16 protein-coding genes are annotated in these 15491 nt (G+C 72.3%); 8 read left to right on the top strand and 8 right to left on the bottom strand.

Annotated features, from left to right (window positions below):
• The 5 genes from ACLQ25_RS28610 to ACLQ25_RS28590 form a co-directional block, all read right to left on the bottom strand.
• Positions 1–388: hypothetical protein (locus ACLQ25_RS28610; RefSeq protein ID WP_425733864.1), on the bottom strand; the 388-nt coding region annotated here is incomplete at its 3' end.
• On the bottom strand, positions 381–1379 hold the full coding sequence (locus tag ACLQ25_RS28605) for a glycosyltransferase family 2 protein (protein ID WP_425733863.1): 999 nt from the start codon (positions 1377–1379) through the stop codon (positions 381–383). The genes ACLQ25_RS28610 and ACLQ25_RS28605, both read right to left, overlap by 8 nt.
• Before the next feature lie 193 nt (positions 1380–1572).
• Positions 1573–2301, bottom strand: coding sequence for a GntR family transcriptional regulator (locus ACLQ25_RS28600; protein ID WP_425733862.1), 729 nt, complete (start codon positions 2299–2301; stop codon positions 1573–1575).
• 10 nt (positions 2302–2311) lie between these two features.
• Positions 2312–2854 (bottom strand): UTRA domain-containing protein, encoded by a 543-nt coding sequence (locus ACLQ25_RS28595; RefSeq protein WP_425733861.1) that lies wholly within the window; start codon positions 2852–2854, stop codon positions 2312–2314.
• 818 nt (positions 2855–3672) lie between these two features.
• Positions 3673–4965: an acetyl-CoA C-acetyltransferase gene (locus ACLQ25_RS28590; protein WP_425733860.1), complete on the bottom strand. Its 1293-nt coding sequence runs from the start codon at positions 4963–4965 to the stop codon at positions 3673–3675.
• A 55-nt stretch (positions 4966–5020) separates the two neighbouring features.
• Here ACLQ25_RS28590 and ACLQ25_RS28585 point away from each other — a divergent pair, with 55 nt between their 5' ends.
• The 7 genes from ACLQ25_RS28585 to ACLQ25_RS28555 all read left to right on the top strand — a co-directional run bounded on the left by ACLQ25_RS28585 (position 5021) and on the right by ACLQ25_RS28555 (position 12181).
• On the top strand, positions 5021–6367 hold the full coding sequence (locus ACLQ25_RS28585; protein ID WP_425733859.1) for a 3-oxoacyl-ACP reductase: 1347 nt from the start codon (positions 5021–5023) through the stop codon (positions 6365–6367).
• The gene (locus ACLQ25_RS28580; protein WP_425733858.1) at positions 6367–7467 is read left to right on the top strand and encodes a MaoC/PaaZ C-terminal domain-containing protein; all 1101 of its coding nucleotides are present in this window, start codon (positions 6367–6369) and stop codon (positions 7465–7467) included. The genes ACLQ25_RS28585 and ACLQ25_RS28580 overlap by 1 nt, the downstream gene beginning before the upstream one ends.
• 93 nt (positions 7468–7560) lie before the next feature.
• Positions 7561–8316 carry an NUDIX hydrolase gene (locus ACLQ25_RS28575; protein WP_425733857.1) on the top strand — a complete coding sequence of 252 codons (756 nt, stop codon included), beginning with the start codon at positions 7561–7563 and terminating at the stop codon, positions 8314–8316.
• Positions 8313–9278, top strand: a complete 966-nt coding sequence (locus ACLQ25_RS28570) for a serine/threonine protein kinase (protein ID WP_425733856.1) — start codon at positions 8313–8315, stop codon at positions 9276–9278. Before ACLQ25_RS28575 ends, ACLQ25_RS28570 begins: the two co-directional genes overlap by 4 nt.
• Before the next feature lie 10 nt (positions 9279–9288).
• Complete coding sequence (locus tag ACLQ25_RS28565; RefSeq protein ID WP_425733855.1) at positions 9289–10248, top strand: hypothetical protein; 960 nt, start codon at positions 9289–9291, stop codon at positions 10246–10248.
• Positions 10245–11507 (top strand): adenylosuccinate synthetase, encoded by a 1263-nt coding sequence (locus tag ACLQ25_RS28560; protein WP_425733854.1) that lies wholly within the window; start codon positions 10245–10247, stop codon positions 11505–11507. Before ACLQ25_RS28565 ends, ACLQ25_RS28560 begins: the two co-directional genes overlap by 4 nt.
• A 56-nt stretch (positions 11508–11563) precedes the next feature.
• Positions 11564–12181 carry a DedA family protein gene (locus tag ACLQ25_RS28555; protein WP_425733853.1) on the top strand — a complete coding sequence of 206 codons (618 nt, stop codon included), beginning with the start codon at positions 11564–11566 and terminating at the stop codon, positions 12179–12181.
• A gap of 12 nt (positions 12182–12193) precedes the next feature.
• On the opposite strand, the gene ACLQ25_RS28550 is transcribed toward ACLQ25_RS28555, so the two are convergent.
• Together ACLQ25_RS28550 and ACLQ25_RS28545 are read right to left on the bottom strand one after the other, a co-directional pair.
• Complete coding sequence (locus ACLQ25_RS28550) at positions 12194–12835, bottom strand: response regulator (protein ID WP_425733852.1); 642 nt, start codon at positions 12833–12835, stop codon at positions 12194–12196.
• On the bottom strand, positions 12832–14016 hold the full coding sequence (locus tag ACLQ25_RS28545) for a sensor histidine kinase (protein WP_425733851.1): 1185 nt from the start codon (positions 14014–14016) through the stop codon (positions 12832–12834). Before ACLQ25_RS28545 ends, ACLQ25_RS28550 begins: the two co-directional genes overlap by 4 nt.
• Before the next feature lie 170 nt (positions 14017–14186).
• On the opposite strand from ACLQ25_RS28545, the gene ACLQ25_RS28540 reads away from it, so the two are divergent.
• Positions 14187–14849 (top strand): DedA family protein, encoded by a 663-nt coding sequence (locus tag ACLQ25_RS28540; RefSeq protein WP_425733850.1) that lies wholly within the window; start codon positions 14187–14189, stop codon positions 14847–14849.
• Here ACLQ25_RS28540 and ACLQ25_RS28535 read toward each other — a convergent pair.
• Positions 14824–15462: a TetR/AcrR family transcriptional regulator gene (locus ACLQ25_RS28535; protein ID WP_355048432.1), complete on the bottom strand. Its 639-nt coding sequence runs from the start codon at positions 15460–15462 to the stop codon at positions 14824–14826. The genes ACLQ25_RS28540 and ACLQ25_RS28535 overlap by 26 nt on opposite strands.
• Positions 15463–15491 lie beyond the last annotated feature (29 nt).

The raw sequence follows: 15491 nt of genomic DNA, 5'->3' as shown, positions 1-15491 counted from the left end.
GCGGCACGGCCAGGAAGAGCAGCACCACCGGTGCCGCCCACCAGCGCAGCAGGTGCTGCTGGCCGGTGGCCGCCGCCAGGGCCCAGGCGGCGAGTTCCAGCACGAGACCGGTGGCGGCGCCGAACCCGAGGTCCTCGGGCAGGTTGCCCCGGCTGCCGCGCAACGCCCGGTGCACCAGCGTGCCGGGCAGCACGAGAGCGCCCGCCCAGTACGCGACGTAGCCGGCGATGTCGTGGCCCCCGACGCCGATCCGCCACCACGCGACGGGCAGCAGGGCCAGGACGACGAGCCAGGGCAGCGCCGCCAAGGCGCTGCCGGCGATGTGGCGGGACGGTCTGGCCGGGACCGGCGATTCCTCCGGGGCGGCGACCGCGACGGTTTCAGTCACGGGTGGTGCCGACTACGGGCAGGTTCGTCAGGGCCTCCGGCGCGGTCTGCGCCGAGTCGAACCCGACGTGGAACGCGGGCCGGTTCTGCACGGTGGCGTAGATGCGCCCCACGTACTCGCCGAGCAGGCCGAGGCAGACCAACTGCACCCCGCTGAGCAGCAGCACCGCGACGAACATCGACGTCCAGCCGGGAATGGTGGTGCCCGAGACGTGCGCGACCATGCCGAACGCGATCAGCGCGAGGCACAGCAGGAAGCTCGACATCCCCAACCAGGTGGCCAGGCGCAGCGGGGCGGCGGAGAAGTTCGCCGTGCTCTCCCAGGCCAGGGCCACCATCCGACGCAGCGGGTACTTGGTCTCCCCGGCGGCCCTCGCCGCGCGGGTGTAGCGCACCTCGGCGCTGGGGAAGCCGAGCGACGGCACCAGCAGCCGGTAGACCGGGGCACGTTCCGGCAGCCTCCGCAGCACCTCGACGACGTCCCGACTGAGCAGCCGGAAGTCACCGGCCTGGGCGGGCAGGTCGGCGCCCACGATCCGCCGCATCACCCAGTAGTAGGCGCGGGCGGTGTTGCGCTTGAAGACCGTGTCGGTGCTGCGGTCCGCCCGGACGCCGTAGACCACGTCCACCCCGTCCGTCCGGGCCACCCGCAGCATCTCGGCGATGGCCTCGGGCGGGTCCTGCAGGTCGGCGTCGAGACTCACGATCCACCGGCCGACGGCCCGGTGCAGTCCCGCCGTCAACGCCGCCTGGTGACCGCTGTTGCGCCGCAGCCGGAGCACCCGCAACTGTGGCCAGTCCCGGCCGTGGTCGAAGAGCACCGACACGGTGTCGTCGGCGCTGCCGTCGTCGACGGCGACCACCTCGTAGTCGACGCCGAGCGTGTCGAGCACCGGGCGCAGTCGGGCCACCAGGGCCGGGATGACAGCGGTCTCGTTGAACATCGGGATGACCACCGACAGGGTGGTCATCCCGGGGACGACGGACTCCATGGAGATACGGCCCCGTTCCGCACGCAGGAGTGATCAGCGCCGCGTCGAGGACGCGGCAGCGATCACCGTCGCGTGGTAAACCCGCCGCCAGCAGGCCAGCTCCTGAACAGCTCGTTAACGCCTGCTGGCGGTCGGCTCGGGAAGGGACGATCGAGCGTCCAACGCTCCAAAATGACGGGCCACGCCGGGCCGGCTATTCGCTCTCCGGCTGAACCTCCTGGTGGTACGTCAGCTCGTGCAGGTGACCGCCCTTGATCAGGATTGACACCTCGACCGGATCCCCGTGCACCGAGCGGATCACCCGGAACTGCCGGATCACCGGCACCTGCGGCGGCAGCGCCAAAATCTCCACCTCTTGGGTGGTCGGCATGCGGACGGACAGCCGATCGACGAGGTCTCGCTGTGCGTGCCCCAGGTCGGCGAGTGCCCGGGGGATCCCGCCAACGAGCTTCTTGCGCGACGCGATAGCGGTGTCTCGGCCGATCGCGACCGGATAGTACGACCACGACACCTCCACCGGCTCGCCGTCGTACGAGAGCAGGCGATGACGGAGGATGGCGGGCTCGTCGTCCGCGATACCGAGAGCCCGCGCTACGTCGGCGGGCGGTCGCACCTCCGTCACGTCGAGCAGTTGGTAGGTGTACCCACCATGTGCGGGCGGGACGTATGCGTCGACCGCTATGACCAACGGGTGGCGGTCCCGGACGTAGACCCCCTTGCCTACCCGGCTGTGGAGATAACCCTCTGCCTTGAGCGAGGTCAGGGCCCGCTGCACGGTCGCATTCGCCACCGAATACTGGTCGATCAACTGAGCTGTCGACGGCAACTGCGACCCGGAAGGCAGCTCACCGGACATGATCCGCGCTCGAATGTCGGCGGCGATCTGCTCATGCCGAGGCCGGTCATCGCTCCCGCGAGTCACAACGGCCTCCCTACGCGATCGACGATTCGTACCGAAGGCGACGGCCTCCGGGGATCATGCTCATGACGCTCAGTTCGACCGGCAAGCCGTCATCGGCGCTGAGCACGCGAGTCAGCCCAAGCACCCAATCGTCCTCACGTAGTTGAAGTAACGACCTTTCCACCTCGGTCGCCCTCCGTGTGTAGACGTCCTCGCTCACGCGTCTTGGCCGGTATCCCAGCTCGGCCAGCAGAGTTACTGCCCCGCCACGAATTTTGCGGAACTCTGCAAGGCCGGTGCCGCGAGCGATGGTCGTCGGGTAGAAGGATGTCGTCAACTCCACCGGATGCCCGTCCAGCAACATCATTCGACGGCGTTGGATCACCGGTTCACCGGCTTCCAGGTGCAGCGCTTCGGCCAACTCCGCCGCGGGAATGATCTCGCTGACGTCGAGCAGACGCTGCGTACCCACTCCGCCGTACTGCGCGGCCTCCATCCCCCAGGCTTCGGCCTCGCCGGGCCGCCGCGGGGTCACGTAGGGAGTGGAGACGCTGATCCATTCGAGGTCACTCAAGATCCGCTCCTCTGCCTCGTCCGGCCATCTCTCTCGCACCCACAGTAGATGCCAGCGATCCGACCCTAAGTCCTTGCTGCCTTTCGCGTATGGCAGCAAGGTTACGCCATAGCCGGGCACCCGCCGACCGCACTTCCCTGCGGTCCTGGGGAGCTGCTGCGTCCCGCCCATGCCGACAGGAGCATGAGATGACGTTCGACTGGTATCGCCTGCTCGATGCGCCGTTTGCCCCTCCGCTGGCATACCGGATCGCGTCGTGACCCGCTGCCGGCCGCCCACCGTCCGGGTAGGTGATGTCGTCGCTGTAGACGAGCAGCACTACTGCTACGGGCTGGGTCGGTTGGTCCTGCGGGTGATCGAGGTGGGTCGACGCGAGCGGCACAGCAACGGCATCTGGCTTCACCTGCGGGGCATCGAGTTGGACGCGCCCGGCGGTCCGCGTCAGCGTCGGGTGCTGGTGCGCCTGGCTGCCCTTCACGTACGACCCGCCAGGCGGACGGCGCAGCCCGAGATTCCTAAGCCGCACGTGCCCGTCCGGCCGACCTGGAACTGCGCCGGCTGCGGACAGGAATGGCCGTGCGCGAATCGTCGACGTCGGCTGCTCATCGAGTACACGCACGACCGATTGTCGCTGACGTTCTACCTGGGTCTACACCTAGCGGAGGCGGCAGTCGACCTACCGGCCTCCCCGCCGAGAAGCTGCACGCCCGGTTCCTCGGCTGGACACGGCCTCGCCGCTCGTGACCGAGCACGGACGGGATGGGATATCCCAATGTCTTTTATAAAGAGACATTGGGACATCGCAGTGGGGCTCTGGCTCAGCGCTCCAGGATGGCCGTCACGCCCTGGCCGCCGGCCGCGCAGATGGAGATCAGCCCGCGCCCACTGCCCTTGGCGGCGAGCAGCTTGGCCAGCGTGGCGACGATCCGCCCACCGGTCGCGGCGAACGGGTGCCCGGCGGCCAGCGACGATCCGTTGACGTTGACCCGGTCGGTGTCGATCGCGCCCAGCGGGGCGTCCAGGCCGAGCCGGTCCTTGCAGAACTCCGGCGACTCCCAGGCGGCGAGGGTGGCCAGCACCTGCGACGCGAACGCCTCGTGGATCTCGTAGTAGTCGAAGTCCTGCAACGTGAGCCCGGCGCGGGCCAGCATCCGGGGCACCGCGTACGCGGGGGCCATCAGCAGGCCCTCGTCGCCGTGCACGAAGTCGACGGCCGCCGTCTCCGACCAGCTGAACCAGGCCAGCACCGGCAGGTTGTGCGCGGCAGCCCAATCCTCGCTGGCCAGCAGCACCGTCGACGCGCCGTCGGTGAGCGGCGACGAGTTGCCGGCGGTCATGGTGGCCTGCTCGGCGTCCGGGCCGCGGGTGCCGAAGACCGGCTTGAGCGCGCCGAGCTTCTCCACGCTCGTGTCCGGGCGGAGATTCTGGTCGCGGGTCAGGCCCAGGTACGGCGTCATCAGGTCGTCGAAGAAGCCCCGCTCGTACGCGGCGGCGAGCCGCTGGTGCGAGCGCAGTGCCAACTCGTCCTGGGAGCGCCGGTCGATCTGCCAGCGCAGCGCGGTCTGGGCGGCGTGGTCACCCATCGACAGGCCGGTACGCGGTTCGGCGTTGCGGGGGATGTCCGGCTTGAACGGCTGGAGCGGGCGCAGCTTCGCGGCGATCTTCAGCCGCTGGCCGACCGTGCGGGCGGAGTTGAGTTTGAGCAGCGTACGGCGCATGTCCTCGTTGACCGCGAGCGGCGCGTCGGAGGTGGTGTCGACACCGCCCGCGATGCCCACGTCGAGCTGACCGAGGGCGATCTTGTTGGCGACGAGGATCGCGGCCTCCAGGCCGGTGCCGCAGGCCTGCTGGATGTCGTACGCCGGGGTGTGCGGGTCGAGCCGGGACCCGAGGACCACCTCGCGGGTGAGGTTGAAGTCGCGGGAGTGCTTGAGCACCGCCCCGGCGACCACCTCACCGACCCGCTGACCGGCCAGCCCGTACCGGGCGATCAGACCGTCGAGTGCCGCGCCGAGCAGGTCGGCGTTGGACGCGTCGGCGTAGCGGGCGTTGGAACGGGCGAAGGGGATGCGGTTGCCCCCGATGACCGCGACCCTCCGGATGCTCTGCACGATCCGCCTCCTCGCCAAGTGTTGCTCGAACCTTACTCGCCAGTAGGCTACGCCCATGACCGACAGGTACGCGAGCTTCGTCCAATCGGCCGCCGGCCGCACGCTGGTGAAGCGTCTCGGGCTGCCCGATCCGCCGCGACTGCGCCGACACCAGCCTGGCGACCCGCTGCTGCCCGGCCCGGCGCTGCTCGGCGCGGCCGACGGCGGCCGACTCGCCGAGCCGGTCCGGACGATCCTGACCGCCGCCGGGGTCGAGCTGCGCGACAGTGGCACGGCCGCTGCGCAGGACCGCTTCGGCGCTCTCGTGTACGACGCGACCGGCATCACCGACTCGACGCAACTGCGCCAGCTCTACGACTTCTTTCACCCGCACGCCCGCACCCTGCTGCCCAGCGGCCGGGTGATCGTGCTCGGCACCCCGCCCGCTGAGTGCCCGACCCCGCGCGAGGCGACCGCCCAGCGGGCCCTGGAAGGGCTGGTCCGCAGCATCGGCAAGGAGTTCGGCCGGGGCACCACGGCCCAGCTCGTCCAGGTGGCTCGGGACGGTGACGCCACCAGCCTCGAATCGACCCTCCGGTTTCTGCTCTCGGGCCGGTCCGCGTACGTCTCGGGGCAGGTCGTCCGGATCGGCACCGGCGCGGCGACCGCCCCGGCTGACTGGAACCGCCCACTGGACGGGCAGGTCGTCCTGGTGACCGGTGCCGCCCGGGGGATCGGCGCGGCCCTGGCCAGGGTGCTCGCCCGGGACGGCGCCCAGGTGGTGGCGCTGGACGTCCCGGCGGCCGGGGACGCTCTCGCCGCCGTGGCGAACGACATCGGCGGTACGGCGGTCCAGCTCGACCTGACCGCCCCGGACGCGCCGACCCGGCTCGCCGACCATGTGGCCAGTCGACACGGGCGCGTCGACGCGGTGGTGCACAACGCCGGCATCACCCGGGACAAGACGCTCGGCCGGATGGACGCCGACCGGTGGGACCAGGTCATCGACGTCAACCTGTCCAGTCAGGAGCGCATCAACGACGTACTGCTGGAACGGGAGTTGATCCCGGCCGGTGGGCGGATCATCGGGGTGTCCTCGATCGCGGGGATCGCCGGCAACCGGGGGCAGACCAACTACGCCACCAGCAAGGCCGGCGTGATCGGCCTGGTCGACTCGCTCGCCCCGACCCTGCGCGACCGGGGGATCAGCGTCAACGCCGTGGCTCCCGGCTTCATCGAGACCCGACTGACCGCCCGCATTCCGCTGGTCGTCCGCGAGGCGGGCCGACGGATGAACAGCCTGGCCCAGGGTGGGCTGCCGGTCGACGTGGCCGAGACGATCGGTTGGCTGGCCTGGCCGGCGAGCGGCGCGATCAGCGGCAACGTCGTCCGGGTCTGCGGCCAGAGTCTGCTGGGGGCGTGATGGGCCGCAAGAGAGAGCCGGATGACCTGTCGGTCCACGAGCTGATCGAGGGCCCGACCGAGATCCTGTCGCGGGAGACCCTGGACGCGATCCGCCGGCCGGAGTCCGCCGACGCCGACGCCAACGCCGACGCCGACCCGAGCGTCGAGCGGACGCACGACCTGAGCGCGTCGGCAGCAGAGGTGACCACCGACCTGAGCGGCTCGGCGGCCGACGTGACCACCGATCTCAGCGCTCACGGGCCGGCCGGTACGGGTGGCCGCGAGCGCGTCGAGCTGGCCCGGATGCCGGCCGCCGGGGCGCTCTACCGGCGGGCCGTGCTCGGCGCGTTGCCGGGCGTCGGCCGGGGGCGCCGTGGGAACGACCTGCCGGCGGTCGAGTTCGCCGTACGCGGCGTGCGGGTCGACCGGGCCCACCTGGCCGACTACGACCGGGTGTGCGGATTTCGGCTCACCGACCGGCTGCCCGGGACGTACCCGCACATCCTGGGCTTTCCGCTGGCCCTGCGGCTGATGACCACGCCCGGCTTTCCCATCGCGCTGACCGGCGTGGTGCACGTCGGCAACCGGATCACCACGCACCGCCCGATCACCGCCGACGAGGTCCTCGACTTCACGACGTACGCCCAGGACCTGCGCCCGCACGACCGGGGGCGGCAGGTGGATGTGGTGCTGGTCGGCTCGGTCGACGGGGAGGAGGTCTGGCGCGGCGTCTCGACGTACCTGGGTCGCGAGCGCACACCCGGCGGGCGCGAGCGGGGCGAACGTCCGACACCGCCCACGGCCACCGCCCGGTGGCGGGTCGAGCCCCGGGTGGGCACCGAGTACGCCCGCGTCTCCGGGGACCACAACCCGATCCACACCTCCCGGCTCGGCGCGCGACTGTTCGGCTTCCGCCAACCGATCGCGCACGGCATGTGGAGCAAGGCGCGATGCGTCGCCGCGCTCGAGACGCGGCTGCCGGACGCCTACACCGTCGAGGTGGCCTTCAAGCTGCCCGTACCGCTGCCGAGCACGGTGAACTTCGCCCTCCTGCCGGACAACGGGTTCGCCCTGCACGACTCGGGTGGCCGGCCGCACCTGGCGGGTGTCGTGCGCTGACGCGCCCCTGCCGATCCGATCCAAGGGGTTGGCAGGGGCACACGTCTGCGCTAAGTTGTTCTCACAGCGAGATGTTCTCAGATTGAGAGAGACATGGTTGACGAGCAGGACTTCCTGGCCGCGTACGACCCCCGGGACTACCCGGCGGTCGCCGTGACCGTCGACGTGGTGGCGCTGACCATCCGCGACGGCGAACTGCACCTGCTGCTCATCCGGCGCGGCCAGGCGCCCTTCGCGGGGCACTGGGCGCTGCCCGGTGGCTTCGTCCACCCCGAGGAGGACCTGACCGCCGGCGCCCGACGGGAGCTGGCCGAGGAGACCGGGCTCGGCGGTGAAGGGCTGCGACGCGTACACCTGGAGCAGTTGGGCAGTTACGGCGCTCCCGACCGCGACCCGCGGATGCGCGTCGTCTCGATCGCCCACCTCGCGTTCGCCCCCGACCTGCCGGACGCCGCCGCCGGCTCGGACGCCGACGAGGCGAGCTGGCTGCCGGTCTCGGCGCTGACCAGCCGGCAGCTCGCCTTCGACCACGGCCGGATCATCGACGACGCGCTGGAGCGGGCCCGGTCCAAGCTGGAGTACACCCCGCTGGCCACGCGTTTCCTCGCCGCCGAGTTCACCATCAGCGAGCTGCGGGCCGTCTACGAGACGGTCTGGGGACACCCGCTGCACGCCGGCAACTTCCACCGCAAGGTGCTCTCCGTGCCGGGCTTCGTGGAGAGCACCGGCGCGAGCACCGAGCGCGGCGGCGCCCGAGGCGGCCCCCGCGCACGGCTCTACCGGGCCGGTGACGCCCGGCTGCTGCACCCGGCGCTGCTGCGACCGGCCCGCGAGGAGACGGTGCGATGAGGACCGCCGAGGCCATCGACCTGGTCACGGCCGCCCGCACCGACGCCGAACTGTTCGGCGCGGACCAGCCGGCCCGCCGCTACCGCGAGCTGGTCGCGGCCCTGCACCCCGACCGGCTGCCGACGGACCCGGGGGTACGCGCCGACGCCCTCGACGCGTTCGTCCACGTGACGACCCGGTGGCAGGCCCGGCGGACCACCGTCCTCGGCGACTACCGGCTCGGCACGCCGGCGCACTCGGGCGACCTGGCCGACCTGTACGACGTCGGCGACGACCGGCTGCTCAAGCTCCCCCGGCGGCCCACCGACAACGACCTGATGGCGCGTGAGGCACACGCGCTGCACACCATCGCCGAGCGCGGCGACCCGCGCTACCTGCCGTACGTGCCCCGGCTCGTCGACGAATTCGCGCACCGCGAGTCCGCGACCGGCGCGGAACGCCGGATCAACGTGCTCGCCACCGCGCCCGGCCTGCACGACCTCGACGCGGTGCGGCGCGCGTACCCCGACGGGCTGGACGCCCGGGACGCGGCCTGGATGTGGCGGCGGCTGCTGGTGGCGCTCGGCCTGGCCCACCGCGCGGGCATCGTGCACGGCGCGGTCCTGCCGCGACACGTGCTGATCGAGCCGGACGGCCACGGCGTGGTGCTCGTCGACTGGTGCTTCTCGGCCCCGACCGGCAGCAGGGTCCCGGCGCTCGTTCCGGACCACGAGGACTGGTACCCGCAGGAGGTCCTGCGCAGGCGGCCCTGCGGTCCGGGCACCGACCTCGCGATGGCCAGCGCGTGCATGAGCTGGCTGATGGGGCCGCGCGCACCTCGTGAGCTGGACGTCTTCGCGCAGGGCTGTCGGCAGACCTCCCTGAGCGGCCGGCCCGACGACGCCTGGGGCCTGCTGCGCGAACTCGACCAGGTGCTGGACCGGCTCTACGGGCCACGCACCTTCCGACCCTTCACCCTCTAAAGGAGCTGTCATGGGCAGTGGAACCTGGTCCACCGACGTGTACGACGCCGCCGACCGCTACCGGCGCTCCACCGGCCGCAGCGCGTTCTCCTACAGCGACAGCGGGGCCCGGACCGTGCACCCCGCGCTCGACCCCCGCGACGCGACCCGGGAGAGCCGCGACTCCGCCGAACACCCGCGCTCGACGCCCGTCGCGGTGCTCTTCGACGTGACCGGCTCGATGCGCATGGTGCCGCGTGTCCTGCAGACCAAGCTGCCGCAACTGCTCGGGCTGCTGCAACGGCAGGGCTATGCCAGCGACCCGCAGATCATGTTCGGCGCGATCGGCGACGCCACCTGCGACCGGGTGCCCTTGCAGGTGGGCCAGTTCGAGTCGGACAACCGGATGGACGACGACCTCGGTCGCATCGTCCTCGAAGGTGGTGGCGGCGGGCAGATGAGCGAGTCGTACGAGCTGGCCCTGTACTTCATGGCCCGGCACACCGTCACCGACAACTGGGAGAAGCGTGGCCGGCGCGGCTACCTGTTCGTCATCGGCGACGAACTGGCGTACCAGCGGGTCAAGGCGCGGGAGGTGGCCGCTCTGATCGGTGACGACCTGGGCGAGGACGTGGCACTGCGCCAGATCGTCGACGAGGTGACCCGGCGGTGGGACACCTACTACCTGCTCCCCGCCGGCAGCAGCTACGCCGGCAACACGAAGGTGCTCGACTTCTGGCGGGACCTGCTCGGGCAGAACGCCGTCGTGCTCGACGACCTGGACGCGGTCTGCGAGACGATCGCCGTCACCATCGGCCTCGGCGAGCAGGCCATCGACCTGGACGAGGGCCTGCGCCACCTGGATCGCGCCGGCTCCGGTGCCACCGGGACGGTCTCCAAGGTGCTGGCCCGCCTCGGCCGTGGTCGGCGGGCCGAGGTGTCGACGCTGCCGACGTTCCGCGACACCACCGCCGGGGTGAAGAGGCTGTGAGGCACGTGGCGGTGGTCGACCTCGGGTACGGCGACGCGGGCAAGGGCACGGTCGTGGACTGGCTCTGCGCCACCCGCCCGGTGCACACCGTGGTCCGCTTCAACGGGGGCGCGCAGGCGGCACACAACGTCGTGCTGCGCGACGGGCGGCACCACACGTTCGCACAGTTCGGGGCCGGCACGTTCCACCCCGGCGTCGGGACGCACCTGTCCCGGCACGTGGTGGTCGACCCGCTGGCCCTGGCCGCCGAGGCCGACCATCTCGCCACGGTCGGGGTGCCCGACGCGCTGGATCGGCTGACCGTCGACGCCGAGGCGCTGCTCGCCACCCCGTACCACCGGGCCGCCAACCAGGCCCGGGAGATCGCCCGGGGCGCCGACCGGCATGGCTCCTGCGGGCTGGGGGTGGGCGAGACCGTCGCGTACGGCCTCGCCCACCCCGACGACGCCCCCCGGGTCGCCGACTGCCGGCATCCCGCGGTGCTGCGCAGCCGGTTGGCGGTTCTGCGGGACCGGCTGACCGCCGAACTCGGCCCGCTGGACGCACCGCCGGTCGACGACTGCCTGCCCGCGTTCACCGGGTTCGCCGGGCGGGTCGCCATCGTCGACCGGACCTGGCTCGCCGGGGCGCTGCGCTCGGGGACCTGCGTCTTCGAGGGCGCGCAGGGGGTGCTGCTCGACGAGTGGCACGGCTTCCACCCGTACACGACCTGGAGCACGACCACCTTCGACAACGCCGACCGTCTGCTCGCCGAGGCGGGACAGGCCGGCGAGGTGACCCGGATCGGCGTGTTGCGCACCGTCACCACCCGGCACGGTCCCGGCCCGCTGGTGACCGAGGACCCGGCGCTGCCCTTCGTCGACGGGCACAACCCGACGAACCCGTGGCAGGGCCGGTTCCGGTTCGGCCACTTCGACGCCGTCGCCCACCGGTACGCCCTCGCGGCGGCCGGCGGGGTCGACGGCCTGGCGCTGACCCACCTCGACCTCGCCGGTCCCGACCTGCGGATCTGCCGTCGTTACGACACCGGCGACCGGCTCACCCCGGGGCCGCCCGGCGACCTGGACCGGCAGGCCGCGCTCACCGACCGGCTGCTACGGTCCCGCCCGGTGTACGACGACGCTCCGGCCGACTGGGCCGAGGCGGTGGGCGCGGCGTTGGCCACGCCGGTGGTGCTGACCTCGCACGGGCCCACCGCCGACGACAAGATCCCGTGCGGTCCGCTGCTCAACCGCCCGGCACTGATCAGCACGCGCTGAGGGCGTCTTCCGGCGACTCGGCCACCGGGCCGGCCCTACCCGGCGAGCATGGGGGAATGGACGCCCTGCTCGACCTCCTCCGTGGGACGGTCACCTCGCCGTGGGTGTACCTGGTGATCTTCGGACTCACCGCGGTCGACGCGTTCTTTCCGGCGGTGCCCGGCGAAGCGGCCGTGATCACCGCTGGGGTGCTCTCGGCGAGCGGAGGGCACCCCAGCCTGACGCTGGTGATCGTCAGCGCCGCCGTCGGCGCGCTTGTCGGGGACCACGTCTCGTACGCCATCGGGCGTGGCGGCGGTGCGAGCCGGCTGGCCCGACTACCTGACGGAAGTCGGCGGCGGGCCAGCTCCGAGTGGGCCCGACGGGCGGTGGACCGCCGGGGCGGAATGATCCTGACCACCAGCCGGTACGTGCCGGGCGGCCGGACCGCCGTCACCCTCACCATGGGCGCGGTGCGCTATCCCCGCCGGGCGTTCCTGCTGTACGACAGCATCGGCGCGACCACCTGGGCGCTGTACTGCGGGTTGCTCGGCTACTTCGGCGGGCTGGCCTTCGAACGTGATCCGGTGAAGGGCCTGCTGGTGGGCGTGGGGCTCTCGCTGGTCGTCACGTTCGGCCTGGAGGGGATCCGGTGGCTACGCCGCCAGGCGCACCGTCGCGCCGCCCGACGCTGACGGCCGGACCCGTCACAGCAGGTCGGCGTCGTGCACCAGGATCGCCAACTGCACCCGATTGCCCACGTGCAGCTTGGCCAGCGCCCGGCTGACATGCGCCTTCACGGTGGCCTCGCTCATCGTCAGCCGCCTGGCGATCTCCGCGTTGCCGTGCCCGCGTGCCACCTCCCGCACGATGCCCAACTCCCGTCCGGTAAGCGCGGCGAGCCGTTCGCGAGCCGCGTCCCGACGGGCCGGACCTCGCTCGGCGAACGAGCTGATCAGCCGCCGGGTCACCGTCGGGGCCAGCATCGCGTGCCCGGCGGCCACCGTACGGACGGCGGCGGCCAACTCGTGGGGCGGGGTGTCCTTGAGCAGGAAGCCGACCGCACCGGCACGCAGCGCCTCGTGCACGTACTCGTCGAGGTCGAAGGTGGTCAACATGATCACCTTCGGGCCGGCGGCGACCAGGTCCGGCGCGACGGTCAGCCCGTCGACGCCCGGCATCCGCACGTCGAGCAGCACCACGTCGGGGCGCAACCGGTGGGCCTGCTCCAGCGCGCCGGCGCCGTTCGCCGCCTCGCCGACCACGGTGATGTCCTTCGCCGCCTCGAGGATCAACCGCAGCCCGGCGCGGACGAGTTGCTCGTCGTCGACGACCAGCACCCGGATCACGCCACACCCGCGAGCGGGAGCAGGGCCCGGACCAGGAAACCGCCGTCGACGGGCGTCGCGTCCAGCCGGCCGCCGAGCAGTTCCACCCGCTCCCGCAGCCCGAGCAGGCCCTGCCCGGCACCGGGCAGCTCCGGCCCGCTCGCGGACGGACCGTTGCGCACGACGACCTCCAGCCCGTCGGGGAGGTAGCGCAGGCGAACGACCGTTTCCGCGTCGGCCGCGTGCTTGCGCACGTTCGTCAACGCCTCGCGGACGACCCGGTACGCGGTGCGCCCCAACGTGGCGGGTAGTGCAGTCGGCACGCCCTCGTCCTCCCGGGACACCCGCAGACCGGCGGCACGGGACTCCCCGATCAGCTCGTCCAGCGCGTCGAGCCCCCGCTCCGGCAACACGGCTGCCTCGGCCTGTCGGAGCACACCCAGCACCTCACGCAGGTCGGTGAGCGCCGCCCGGCCGGTCGTCCTGATGAGCGCGGCGGTCTCGACGGTCGCCGGGTTCGCGGCGGTCACCTCCAGGGCCCCGGCGTGCACGACCATGAGCGAGACCCGGTGCGCCACCACGTCGTGCATCTCCCGCGCGATCCGCGTCCGCTCCTCGGCGCGGACCCGGTCGGCGTGGGCCTCCCGCTCGCCCTCCAGCCGTTCGGCCCGGTCCCGCAGAGCAGCGAGAGTGTCCCGACGCGCACGGATCCAGAGGCCGAAGAGCAACGGAAGCCCGACCAGGCAGACGGCGAGCAGGAGCACGTTGCCGGTGGTGGCCGTGGTGATCCGGCGTACGCCGCCCACCTGCTGCCCGACCACGATTCCACCGCCGAGCACCACGGCGACACCGACGAGGTAGCCGGCGAGTCGGCGGCCCCGCAGCCGCACCCCCGCCTGGTACGAGGCGACCACCCCGGCCGCCGCGGCGGCGAGCACCAGCCACCCAACCGCCGCGACCAGGAACAACGGCCAGCGACGGGTCCGGACGGCGCCGCTGGCCCAGCCGGATGCGACGGCGAGGACCAGCGTGACGACGCCCGGCAGCGGCGAGCGGACCCCGAGGTCACCGGCCGCGCTGGCCCACACCGCTCCCCCGACCACGACCGCGAGCAGCAGCGAGGCGTACCGCCGGACGGCGAGCCGCACCGGGGCGTACCGCTGGAGGGCGGCCCACGAGACGGTGACGGCGGTGGATGCCACGCAGCGAGCGTAAGGCTTGGTGGACGGGCCGGCCCGCCTCTCGGCACAGGACGGGGGTGCGGTGGGGGAACACCCTGAGCCGCCGTCCGGGCCGACAGCTACTTAAGTAGTGGCGCGCGCCTGACCACTGGCCGATGGCGGGGGCCACGCCGCGCAGCAGCATCAGCATCATGGATCTGCTCGACCTGCTACACGACACGATGTCCTCGCCCTGGGTGTACCTGGCGCTCTTCGCGATCGCGGTGCTCGACGGCTTCTTTCCGGTGGTGCCGAGCGAGACTGCGGTGATCACGGCCGGGGTGTTCGCCGCCTCGGGAACGCCGTACCTGCCCGCGGTCATCCTGGTGGCCGCCGCCGGGGCACTGGTCGGCGACCACGTCTCGTACGCCATCGGGCGGAGCGGCGGAGCGCGACTGCTGAGCCGGCTGCCGCCCGACGGTCGACGCTCAAGGGCCATCGACCGGGCCCGTCGGGGAATCGCGACGCGGGGTGGCCTGATTCTCACCGTGGCCCGCTACGTACCGGGCGGCCGGACCGCAGTCACCCTCACCATGGGCGCGGTGCGATTCCCCCGGCGACGGTTCCTGGCCTTCGACGCGCTCGCCGCCGGCTCGTGGGGGCTCTACTCGGCGCTGGTCGGCTACGTCGGCGGGCTGGCGTTCGAGCAGGATCCTCCTCGGGGTCTCCTGCTCGGTCTGGGCCTCGCCCTGACGGTGACGGCAATCGTCGAGGTGGCCCGCTGGCTTCGCGGGCGTCGCGCGGCGCGGGTCGGCGAGCCGGGCACCGACGCCGTCTCCGCCGAGGCCGTCAGTCGACCGGCGGACGCCAGGTGACGCCGTGCAGCAGTTGGGCCGCGCCGAGCCAGGCCACGTTCATCATCCGGGTGGCCGTCTTCTCCGGGTCGGCCTCCGGGTGGTCGGCGAGCCAGTCGGCCAGCGACTCGGTCGCGCCGACCAGCGCGTACGCGACGACCTCCAGGTCGGTGGGCGCGATCTCGCGACCCTCCTCGCGCAGCGCGTGGTCGAGCATCCCGGCGACCACCTCGACCAGCCGGGCGCGCATGGTGGCCAGTTCACCGGCGAACGGCTGCTCGCCGCGGGCCTGCCGGTAGAGCACCGCCCAGCCGTCGCGGTGTGCGCCCACGAAGCCGAAGAACGCCTTCAGCCCTCGCCACAGCCGCTCGTCGGCCGGCAGGTCGGGGGCGGCGGCGCCGGCGATGGCCTGCATCATCCGGGTCCCCTCCCGGTGCAGGCAGGCGACGAAGAGCTCCTCCTTGGTGCCGAGGTACGCGTACACCATGGGTTTGGAGATGCCGGCGTCCTCCGCGATCTCGTCCATGCTGGCGGCGTGGAAGCCGCGCCGGGAGAAGACCTTCACGGCCGCGTCGAGCATCTGTTGCTCGCGTACGGCGCGCGGTAGGCGCTTGAACGCGGGGGGCGTGGACACCTTGCGAGCATACCTACTCGTGCGTAGGG

The organism is Micromonospora sp. DT44 (assembly GCF_049841635.1).
Classification (GTDB): Bacteria; Actinomycetota; Actinomycetes; order Mycobacteriales; family Micromonosporaceae; genus Micromonospora.
The sequence above is the reverse complement of the archived record's forward strand: the minus strand, read 5'-3'. Positions and strand labels throughout refer to the sequence as shown.

What these genes read in the sequence shown, in the direction of transcription:
- ACLQ25_RS28605 (WP_425733863.1), bottom strand. Translation starts at nt 1,379, where the DNA reads ATGGAGTCCGTCGTCCCCGGGATGACCACCCTGTCGGTGGTCATCCCG.
- ACLQ25_RS28585 (WP_425733859.1), top strand. Translation starts at nt 5,021, where the DNA reads ATGACCGACAGGTACGCGAGCTTCGTCCAATCGGCCGCCGGCCGCACG.
- ACLQ25_RS28580 (WP_425733858.1), top strand. Translation starts at nt 6,367, where the DNA reads ATGGGCCGCAAGAGAGAGCCGGATGACCTGTCGGTCCACGAGCTGATC.
- ACLQ25_RS28575 (WP_425733857.1), top strand. Translation starts at nt 7,561, where the DNA reads ATGGTTGACGAGCAGGACTTCCTGGCCGCGTACGACCCCCGGGACTAC.
- ACLQ25_RS28570 (WP_425733856.1), top strand. Translation starts at nt 8,313, where the DNA reads ATGAGGACCGCCGAGGCCATCGACCTGGTCACGGCCGCCCGCACCGAC.
- ACLQ25_RS28565 (WP_425733855.1), top strand. Translation starts at nt 9,289, where the DNA reads ATGGGCAGTGGAACCTGGTCCACCGACGTGTACGACGCCGCCGACCGC.
- ACLQ25_RS28555 (WP_425733853.1), top strand. Translation starts at nt 11,564, where the DNA reads ATGGACGCCCTGCTCGACCTCCTCCGTGGGACGGTCACCTCGCCGTGG.
- ACLQ25_RS28540 (WP_425733850.1), top strand. Translation starts at nt 14,187, where the DNA reads ATGGATCTGCTCGACCTGCTACACGACACGATGTCCTCGCCCTGGGTG.